Source organism: Modestobacter sp. VKM Ac-2978, assembly GCF_026968025.1.
GTDB lineage: Bacteria > Actinomycetota > Actinomycetes > Mycobacteriales > Geodermatophilaceae > Modestobacter.
Window position 1 is genome coordinate 649,488 of the sequence record NZ_JAPVBP010000003.1, and the last position, 9,678, is coordinate 659,165.

The following is a 9,678-nucleotide window of genomic DNA, read 5'->3' on the forward strand; positions in this document are numbered from 1 at the left end:
AGGCGGGGACCCGACGATGAGCTCCACCGACCAGCGCCCCACGGGCCCACCGGCCGAGCCGGCCGCCCCCGACCTGCTGACCCTGGCCGGGGAGTTCCCCGCGGCGAGCCGAGCCCAGTGGCGCGACCTGGTGGCCGGGGTGCTGCGCAAGGCCGGCCGGGACGAGCTGCCCGACCCGGTGGAGGACGCGCTCGCGCGCACCGTCGCCACCGGGGTCACCGTCGCCCCGCTCTACACCGCCGAGGACGCCGGGGACCTGCCCGCGCTGGCCGGGGTGCCGGGTCTCCCGCCGTTCGTCCGCGGGTCCCGGGCCGGTGCCGCCGGGGTGACCGCGGCCGGGGGCGCCGACCCCGACGTCCCGGCCGGCTGGGACGTGCGGCAGCGGCACGCCGACCCCGACGTGGCGCGCACCCGGGAGGCGATCGCCGCGGACCTGGAGAACGGCGTCTCCTCGCTGTGGCTGGTGGTCGGCGACGGTGCGGTGCCGGCCGACGCGCTGGGCGAGGTGCTGGCCGACGTCCTGCTGGACCTGGCGCCGGTGACCCTGCAGGGCGGGGTGCCGGCGGCGGAGGCGTTCCTCGCGCTGGTCGAGGGGCGCACCGACCTGGCCGCGGGGGGCTGCCTGGGGCTGGACCCGCTCGGCGTGCAGGCCGCGACGGGGGAGCCCCAGGACCTCACCGGCCTGGCCGACCTGGCCCGCCGCGCCCCCACGGGTTGGCGCACCGTCGTCATCGACGGCACGGTGTTCACCGACGCCGGTGGCTCGGTGGTGGAGGAGCTCGGCTGCGCGGTCGCCGCCGGGGTGGCCTACCTGCGGGCGCTCACCGAGGGCGGGCTGGACGTCGCCGACGCCCTCGGCCAGCTGGAGTTCCGGCTCTCTGCCAGCGCCGACCAGTTCACCACCATCGCCGCGCTGCGGGCGGCGCGCCGGCTGTGGGACCGGGTCGGGGAGGCCAGCGGCGTGCCGGCCGAGGCGCGGGCGATGCGGCAGCACGCGGTGACCTCGAACGTGATGGTGACCCGGCACGACCCGTGGGTGAACATGCTGCGCACCACGGTCGCCTGCTTCGCCGCCGGGGTCGGCGGTGCCGACGTGGTGACGGTGCAGCCCTTCGACGCCGCGCTCGGGCTGCCCGACGCCTTCGCCCGGCGGATCGCCCGCAACACCCAGGCCCTGTTGGTGGAGGAGGCGCACCTCGCCCGGGTGCTCGACCCGGCCGGTGGCTCCTGGTACGTCGAGTCGCTGACCGAGTCCCTCGCCCAGGCCGCCTGGGCCTGGTTCACCGAGGTCGAGCGGGCCGGCGGGCTGGCCGCGGCGCTGTCGTCCGGGCTGGTCGCCGACCGGATCGGTGCCGCGTGGGCGGAGCGGCAGGAGCGGGTGGCGCACCGCACCGACGCGATCACCGGCGTCACCGAGTTCCCGAACCCGACCGAAGTGCTGCCCACCCGTCGTCCGGCGGCCGAGGCGCTGCCCGCGGCGCCGGGCGGGCTGCCGCGGGTGCGGGCCGCGCAGGCGTTCGAGCAGCTGCGCGACCGGGTCGACGCGGTCGAGCCCCGGCCGCGGGTGCACCTGGCCACGCTCGGTCCGGTGGCCCGGCACACCGCCCGGGCCACGTTCGCGGCCAACCTCTTCGGCGCCGGCGGGCTGGCGGCGCCGACCGGGGACGGGGTGGACGGCCTCGCCGGGACGACGGTGGCCTGCATCTGCGGCACCGACCGCGACTACGCCGATTCCGCTGCCTCGCTCGCCGCGGAGCTGCGGGCCGCCGGTGCCACCCAAGTCTGGCTGGCCGGTCCGCCGTCCCTGGGCGTGGACGGCGTCGACGGCTACGTGCACGCGGGATGTGACGCCCTGGAGGTGCTGACGACGGTCCTCGCCGACCTCCTCCCCGACCACCAAAATGGCCATTTCGGTGGTCCTGACCAGGAGGTGTCGGCATGAGCGCGATCCCCGACTTCGGCGACCTGGAGCTGGGCCGCCCGGTGCCGACAGCGGCGCCGGACGACTGGGCGAAGGCCTACGCCGACGCCACCGGCCGGGACGCCGGCGAGGCGACCTGGCAGACACCGGAGGGGATCGCCGTCCCGCCGCTGTTCACCGCCGCCGACCTGGCCGACGTCGACTTCCTCGACACCCTCCCGGGCATCGCGCCCTACCTGCGCGGGCCGTACCCGACGATGTACACGACCCAGCCGTGGACGGTGCGCCAGTACGCCGGGTTCTCCACCGCTTCGGAGTCCAACGCCTTCTACCGACGGAACCTGGCCGCCGGGCAGAAGGGCCTCTCGGTCGCCTTCGACCTGCCCACCCACCGCGGCTACGACTCCGACCACCCGCGCGTGCTCGGCGACGTGGGGATGGCCGGGGTGGCGATCGACTCGATCCTGGACATGCGGCAGCTGTTCGACGGCATCCCGCTGGACAAGATGAGCGTCTCGATGACGATGAACGGCGCCGTCCTGCCGGTGATGGCGCTCTACGTCGTCGCCGCGGAGGAGCAGGGGGTGAGCCCGGACCAGCTCACGGGGACGATCCAGAACGACATCCTCAAGGAGTTCATGGTCCGCAACACCTACATCTACCCGCCGAAGCCCTCGATGCAGATCATCAGCGACATCTTCAGCTTCACCTCCACGCAGATGCCGCGGTTCAACTCGATCTCCATCTCCGGCTACCACATCCAGGAGGCCGGGGCGACGGCCGACCTGGAGCTGGCGTACACCCTCGCCGACGGGGTGGAGTACCTGCAGGCCGGCAAGGCGGCGGGCCTGGACGTCGACGTCTTCGCGCCCCGGCTGAGCTTCTTCTGGGGCATCGGCATGAACTTCTTCATGGAGGTCGCCAAGCTGCGGGCCGGCCGGCTGCTGTGGGCGAAGCTGGTGAAGGAGGCGGGGGCGACCAAGGACAAGTCGATGTCGTTGCGCACCCACTGCCAGACCTCGGGCTGGTCGCTGACCGCGCAGGACGTCTACAACAACGTCGTCCGCACCTGCCTGGAGGCGATGGCCGCGACCCAGGGGCACACCCAGTCGCTGCACACCAACGCCCTGGACGAGGCGCTCGCGCTGCCCACCGACTTCTCCGCCCGGATCGCCCGCAACACCCAGCTGCTGCTGCAGCAGGAGTCCGGGACGACGCGGGTCATCGACCCGTGGGGCGGGTCCGCGTACGTGGAGAAGCTGACCTACGACCTGGCCCGCCGCGCGTGGGCGCACATCCAGGAGGTCGCCGAGCACGGCGGCATGGCGCAGGCGATCGACGACGGCATCCCGAAGCTGCGGATCGAGGAGGCCGCGGCCCGCACCCAGGCCCGGATCGACTCCGGCCGCCAGCCGGTGATCGGGGTGAACAAGTACCGGGTCGAGGCCGACGAGGCGGTCGACGTGCTCCGGGTCGACAACGCCGACGTGCTGGCCCAGCAGAAGGCGAAGCTGGCCGAGCTGCGTGCCTCCCGGGACGGCGCCGCGGTGACCGAGGCGCTGGGCCGGCTGACCGACGCCGCCCGCGCCGCGGCGGAGGGACGGCGGGGGAGCGGCCTGGATGCCAACCTGCTGAAGCTGGCCGTCGATGCCGCCCGCGCGAAGGCGACGGTCGGGGAGATCTCCGACGCGCTGGAGGCGGTTTACGGGCGGCACTCCGGCCAGGTGCGCACCATCTCCGGCGTGTACCGAGACGAGGCAGGGGGAGCGGGCCCGGTGGACGAGACCCGTGCGCTGGCGTCGGCGTTCGCCGAGGCCGAGGGTCGCCGTCCCCGGATCCTGGTGGCCAAGATGGGCCAGGACGGGCACGACCGCGGGCAGAAGGTGATCGCCACCGCCTTCGCCGACCTCGGCTTCGACGTCGACGTCGGCCCGCTGTTCCAGACGCCGGAGGAGGTCGCCCGGCAGGCGGTCGAGGCCGACGTGCACGTCGTCGGCGTCTCCTCGCTCGCCGCCGGCCACCTCACGCTGGTGCCCGCGCTGCGCGACGCCCTCGCCGAGCTGGGGGCCGACGACGTCCTGGTCGTGGTGGGCGGGGTGATCCCGCCGGACGACGTCCCGACCCTGAAGGAGATGGGGGCGGCCGCCGTCTTCCCGCCCGGCACGGTGATCGCCGACGCCGCGCAGGACCTGCTCCGCACCCTCTCCACCCGGCTCGGCCACGCGTGACCATCTCCACCAAAATGGCCATCTTGGTGGGTCGGGGGCCGGTGTGAGTCGGACCGTCGACGTCCCCGGGCTGACCGAGGGGGTGCTCGGCGGGGACCGGCGGGCGATGGCGCGGGCGATCACGCTGGTCGAGTCGCGGCGGGCCGATCACCGGGAGGCCGCCCAGGAGCTGCTGGTGGAGCTGCTGCCGCACGCCGGGAACGCCCGGCGGGTGGGGATCAGCGGGGTCCCCGGGGTCGGGAAGTCGACGTTCATCGACGCCCTCGGCGTCGACCTGACCGCGGCCGGGTCGAAGGTGGCGGTGCTCGCCGTCGACCCGTCGTCGGCCCGGTCCGGCGGCTCGATCCTGGGCGACAAGACCCGGATGGCCCGCCTCGCCGTCGACCCGAACGCGTTCATCCGCCCCGCCCCGACCGCCGGCACGCTGGGCGGGGTGGCCCAGGCGACCCGGGAGTCGATGGTCGTGGTCGAGGCGGCCGGCCACGACGTCGTCCTGGTGGAGACCGTCGGCGTCGGCCAGTCCGAGGTCGCCGTCGCGGAGATGGTCGACTCCTTCCTGTTCCTCACCCTGGCCCGCACCGGCGACCAGCTGCAGGGGATCAAGCGCGGGATCCTGGAGATCGCCGACGTCATCGCGGTCAACAAGGCCGACGGCCCCGGGGAGGTCGACGCCCGCCGCGCCGCCCGCGAGCTGGCCGGGGCCATGCGGATGCTGCGCGGCGAGGCCGTCCCCGTGCTCACCTGCGCGGGGCTCAGCGGCGCCGGGCTGTCCGAGGTCTGGGCCGCGGTCGTCGCGCACCAGGACCGGATGCGGGCCTCGGGGCAGCTCGACGAGCGGCGCCGGGCGCAGCAGGTGCGCTGGACCTGGCAGCTGGTCCGGGACGGGCTGGAGCACCAGCTGCGCGAGCACCCCGCGGTGCGGTCAGCGGCGCCGGAGCTGGAGACGGCGGTGCTGGCCGGCGAGCTCACCCCGGCGCTGGCCGCCCGCCGGCTGCTGGACGCCTTCGGGACCTCCCCGGCGTGACCCTCAGCTCCGGAAGACGACGGTCCGCAGCATCACGAAGTTGACCGCCGTGCCGAACCCCTGGGAGATCGCCCAGGCCAGCGTGATCGTCCACGAGCGCTCGGGGAGGACGGCGAGCGCGAGCGCGTTCACGCCGAGGATGACGAAGAACGTCGTGCTGTAGAGCAGCGTGAAGCCCAGCGCCCGGTTACGGCCACCTGCCACCCGGAATGCCCACCGCCGGTTCAACGCATACGCGGTGGACGTGCCGCAGAGGAAGCTCAGCGCACGGGCGGCGTGCACCCACAGGCCGAGGTGCAGGGCGAGGGTGTAGACGGCGAGGTCGACGACGGCGCTGAACAGGCCGACGACGACGAAACGGACCAGCTGTCCCCACAGGTCGCCCGGCCTCTGCTGCTCGGTGGTCACGTCGTCCTCAGTTCGCGTTCGACCCGTCCACCGCATGGACGCCCATCGGCACGAGCGTAACGAGCACGCCGTCCGGTGCCCGCCCGCGTGGGTGGGCGACGGCGGACACGGCAACAGGGACAATGGCGGGTGCACACATCGGTCCAGCACTGGGAGCAGCACCCATGACCCGCATCGTGATCATCGGCGGTGGCCCGGCCGGGTACGAGGCCGCGCTCGTCGCCGCCCAGCTCGGCGCGGACGTCACCGTCGTCGAGCGCGACGGCATCGGCGGCGCCAGCGTGCTGACCGACTGCGTGCCGTCGAAGACCTTCATCGCCTCCGCCGGTGCGATGACCTGGGTGCGCGACTCCGTCGCCCTGGGGGTCACCGGCACCGAGCTGGGACGGGCTGCGCTGGACCTGGCGACGGTGAACAGCCGGATCAAGGGGCTGGCGGTCGCGCAGTCCTCGGACATCCACCACCGCCTGGAGTCCGAGGGGGTGCGGATCATCCGTGCCTCGGCCCGGCTGGCCGACGAGAAGCTCGGGCTGACCGTGCACCGGGTCGAGGTCGTGGACGCCGACGGGCAGGTCACCGAGACGCTGGAGGGCGACGTGGTGCTCATCGCCACCGGCGCCGACCCGCGGGTGCTGCCGGGCGCCGAGCCGGACGGTGAGCGGATCCTGTCCTGGCGCGACGTCTACGAGCTCGACGAGATGCCCGAGCACCTGATCGTGATCGGGTCCGGCGTCACCGGGGCGGAGTTCGCCTCCGGCTACCTGGAAGCCGGCGTACCGGTCACCCTGGTGTCCTCGCGCGACCAGGTGCTGCCGGGGGAGGACGCGGACGCCGCGGCCGTCGTGGAGGAGGTCTTCCAGTCCCGGGGTGGCCGGATCGCCGAGCGCAGCCGCGCGGACAAGGTCGTACGCACCGAGAAGGGCGTCCGGGTCGAGCTCACCGACGGTCGCGTCGTCGAGGGGTCGCACGCGCTGATGACCGTGGGCACCGTCCCCAACAGCGGTGGGATGAACCTGGAGGCCTGCGGGGTCGAGGTCACGCCGGCCGGGCACATCGTCGTCGACCGGGTCTCCCGCACCACCGTCGCCGGGGTCTACGCCGCCGGCGACGTGACCGGGGTGTTCCAGCTCGCCTCCGTCGCCGCCATGCAGGGCCGGATCGCCATGTGGCACGCCCTCGGCGAGGCGGTCGCGCCGATCCGGCTGAAGACCGTCTCGGCCAACGTCTTCACCCACCCGGAGATCGCCACCGTCGGCGTGCAGGAGAAGACGCTGACCGAGGACGCCGACGTCGAGGTCGTGCGGTTGCCGCTGGCCACCAACGCCCGGGCCAAGATGGGCGACCTGCACAGCGGGTTTGTCAAGCTGTTCACCCGCCGCTCCACCGACGTCGTCGTCGGCGGTGTCGTGGTCGCGCCGGGTGCGTCGGAGCTGATCCTGCCGATCGCGCTGGCCGTCACCAAGGGCCTGACCGCCGGGGACCTGGCGCAGACCTTCGCGATCTACCCGTCGCTGTCCGGGTCGATCACCGAGGCCGGCCGCCGGCTGATGGGGATCGAGGACGAGCACAGCTGAGCCCGGCTCGCTGCCCCTGAGGGAGGCCCTCGGGTCGTCCACTCCAGTTCTGGCGCAGCCGTGCCGATCCTGATCGAGATCCCTTCTCGGTCAGGAGCTCTCCCCGTGCACTTCCACCCCCGACTGCGCCTCCGTTCCGGAGGACTGGTCACGGTCTCACTCGTGCTGGCTGGGATGCTCGCGACCGGCCCGAGTCACGCCCGTGCGGACGACGCGTCATCGGCCACCCCGACCGTCACCGCCGATGCGACCGAGGCACCCACGGCGACCGAGGCACCGGCGACCTCTGCGGCGCCGCTGACCTCCGAGGCACCGGTCACGACCGAGGCACCGGCGACGACCGAGGCGCCCTCGGCCACCGAGGCACCGGAGACGACCGAGGCGCCCGCGACGACCGAGGCGCCCGCGACGACCGAGGCGCCCGCGACGACCGAGGCGCCCGCGACGACCACCGAGGAACCGGCGGACGACGCGGCTGCGCCCGAGCCCGGTGACACCGTGCTGGGTGAGCTGGTGCAGGCCTACGCGGACCCGGCTCCGTCCGACCCGAGCCACGAGGCGGAGGCCGAGCACGACCCGGCCGGGCACGACGCGGCCGGGCACGACGAGGGCGGGCACGACGCCACGCTGCTCAGCTGGGTCCAGACCGAGTCCGGCGACACGGTCCGGGTCTCCACCGGTGACGTGACGGACGTGGAGGCGGGTGCCACCGTCCAGGTGACCCTGGGCGCTGAAGTGCAGGACGAGGCGGCGGCTGAGGGGCTGGAGCCAGCACACGAACTCGTCGCTGCGGAGGTCCTCGCCTCATCCGAGGAACCGGCGACAGCGCCGACGGTGGCCGCGGTCAACCACGAGGTCACCGTCGTGCTGATGCAGCCCGGGGGCTTCGCCCGCGACTCCACCACCCTCGCGACCCTGACGAACGTGGTGAACGGCGCGGTGGGTGACTTCTGGGAGCAGCAGTCCGCCGGCGCAGCGCGCTTCGGCGTGGTGGCCGGGTTCGACTGGGCGACGACGACCGCGACCTGCAGCGAGCCGTTCGCCCTGTGGCAGGCCGCCGCCGATCGGGCGGGCTGGAGCGCGGGCGCCCGCAAGCACCTCCTCGTCTACGTGCCCTCCGGGGCGCCCGGCTGCAGCTATGGCCTGGGCACCCTGGGCACGAGCATCGACAGCGGCGGGCTCGCCTACGTCCAGGCCCCGGCCACCTCGGTGGTGGCACACGAGTTCGGGCACAACCTCGGGCTGAACCACTCGTCGCAGCTCCAGTGCTCGGCGACGGTGGAGGAGTCGGCGGCCTCGACCTGTCAGGTCAGCTCCTACCGCGACTACTACGACGTCATGGGGATCTCCTGGGGCCAGGTGGGGAGCCTGAGCGCTCTCCACGCGAGCGCCCTGGGCGTCCTGCCGGCCGCGCAGCAGGTGGAGGTGACCCCGGCCAGCGGGGCGGGGACCTTCACGCTCTCGCCCATCTCCGGGTCCAGCGGCACGCGAGCGGTGAAGCTGACCGCCTCCAGCAAGGTCGCCTACTGGCTGGAGTTCCGGCCGGGCAGCGGGCAGGACAGCTGGCTCACGACTGCGGCCAACGTGGTCGGCGTCCAGCCGGGTGTGCTGGTACGCCGGGCCCATGCAGGCGCCAGTGACTCCTCGCTGCTGCTGGACGCCACACCGTCCAGCCAGTCGTCGTGGAACAGGGACACGGTCGCGGTGCTGCCGGTCGGCGCGGAGGTCCTGCTGGCCGACGGCCAGTTCCGCGTGAAGGTCACCGGCCTCGGTGCCACCGCGTCGGTGGAGGTGCGGCCGGCGAACAACCTCCCGGTGGCCAGTTGGGATGGGCTGTCGGCGTCGGGTTCGACGTTGTCGGTGAGTGGGTGGGCGTTCGACCCCGATCAGCCGGCGGTGTCGGGGCAGGTGCACGTCTACGTGGACGGCCGGGGGAGGTCGGTGACCGCCGACGGTGCTCGGCCGGATGTGGGCAGGGCGTTCCCGGGGGCGGGGGATGCGCACGGCTTCTCGTCGAGCACGACGGTGGCGCCGGGGACGCATCGGGTCTGCGTCTTCGCGGTCGACGTGGACGATCCTGGGGAGAACAACTCGCTGGGCTGCCGGTCGATCACCACGCAGCAGAGGCTGCCGGTCGGGAGCTGGGACGGGTTGTCGGCGTCGGGGGCGACGGTGAGTGTGTCGGGTTGGGCGTTGGACCTGGATCAGCCGTCGGTGTCGTCGAAGGTGCATGTGTACGTGGACGGTCGGGGTGTGGAGTTGACGGCTGACCGGTCGCGGCCGGACATCGGTGCGGCGTTCTCCGGTGCGGGGTCCGCGCACGGCTTCGCGTGGTCGACGACGGTGGCGCCGGGGGCGCACCGGGTGTGTGTGTTCGCGATCGACGTGGACGTGCCCTCGCGGAACGCGGAGCTGGGCTGCCGGTCGATCACCACGCAGCAGGCCTTGCCGGTCGGGAGCTGGGACGGGTTGTCGGCGTCGGGGGCGACGGTGAGTGTGTCGGGTTGGGCGTTGGACCTGGAT

The 9,678-nt window shown here is 73.7% G+C and carries 7 protein-coding genes; 5 read left to right on the forward strand and 2 right to left on the reverse strand.

Annotated features, from left to right (window positions below):
- The first annotated feature begins 16 nt into the window (after positions 1-16).
- The 3 genes from O2W53_RS10875 to meaB are packed head-to-tail and all read left to right on the forward strand — an operon-like array spanning position 17 to position 5,173.
- Positions 17-1,942, forward strand: a complete 1,926-nt coding sequence (locus O2W53_RS10875) for a methylmalonyl-CoA mutase family protein (protein WP_269163032.1) — start codon at positions 17-19, stop codon at positions 1,940-1,942.
- Positions 1,939-4,149, forward strand: a complete 2,211-nt coding sequence (scpA, locus tag O2W53_RS10880) for a methylmalonyl-CoA mutase (protein ID WP_269163033.1) — start codon at positions 1,939-1,941, stop codon at positions 4,147-4,149. Before O2W53_RS10875 ends, scpA begins: the two co-directional genes overlap by 4 nt.
- 43 nt (positions 4,150-4,192) lie before the next feature.
- The gene (gene meaB, locus O2W53_RS10885; protein WP_269163034.1) at positions 4,193-5,173 is read left to right on the forward strand and encodes a methylmalonyl Co-A mutase-associated GTPase MeaB; all 981 of its coding nucleotides are present in this window, start codon (positions 4,193-4,195) and stop codon (positions 5,171-5,173) included.
- 3 nt (positions 5,174-5,176) lie between these two features.
- Here the strand turns inward: meaB and O2W53_RS10890 are convergent, their stop codons facing one another.
- Positions 5,177-5,581 (reverse strand): GtrA family protein, encoded by a 405-nt coding sequence (locus O2W53_RS10890; RefSeq protein WP_269163035.1) that lies wholly within the window; start codon positions 5,579-5,581, stop codon positions 5,177-5,179.
- A 164-nt stretch (positions 5,582-5,745) separates the two neighbouring features.
- Between O2W53_RS10890 and O2W53_RS10895 the strand changes: the two genes are divergently transcribed.
- Positions 5,746-7,155, forward strand: coding sequence for an NAD(P)H-quinone dehydrogenase (locus tag O2W53_RS10895; RefSeq protein ID WP_269163036.1), 1,410 nt, complete (start codon positions 5,746-5,748; stop codon positions 7,153-7,155).
- 194 nt (positions 7,156-7,349) lie between these two features.
- Here O2W53_RS10895 and O2W53_RS10900 read toward each other — a convergent pair whose 3' ends face one another.
- Positions 7,350-7,607, reverse strand: coding sequence for a hypothetical protein (locus tag O2W53_RS10900; protein WP_269163037.1), 258 nt, complete (start codon positions 7,605-7,607; stop codon positions 7,350-7,352).
- A 46-nt stretch (positions 7,608-7,653) separates the two neighbouring features.
- On the opposite strand from O2W53_RS10900, the gene O2W53_RS10905 reads away from it, so the two are divergent.
- The coding region (locus tag O2W53_RS10905; RefSeq protein ID WP_269163038.1) for a reprolysin-like metallopeptidase at positions 7,654-9,678 on the forward strand (2,025 nt) is incomplete at its 3' end.

Coding starts and splice junctions, on each gene's coding strand:
- scpA (WP_269163033.1), top strand. CDS start 1,939: ATGAGCGCGATCCCCGACTTCGGCGACCTGGAGCTGGGCCGCCCGGTG.
- O2W53_RS10895 (WP_269163036.1), top strand. CDS start 5,746: ATGACCCGCATCGTGATCATCGGCGGTGGCCCGGCCGGGTACGAGGCC.
- O2W53_RS10875 (WP_269163032.1), top strand. CDS start 17: ATGAGCTCCACCGACCAGCGCCCCACGGGCCCACCGGCCGAGCCGGCC.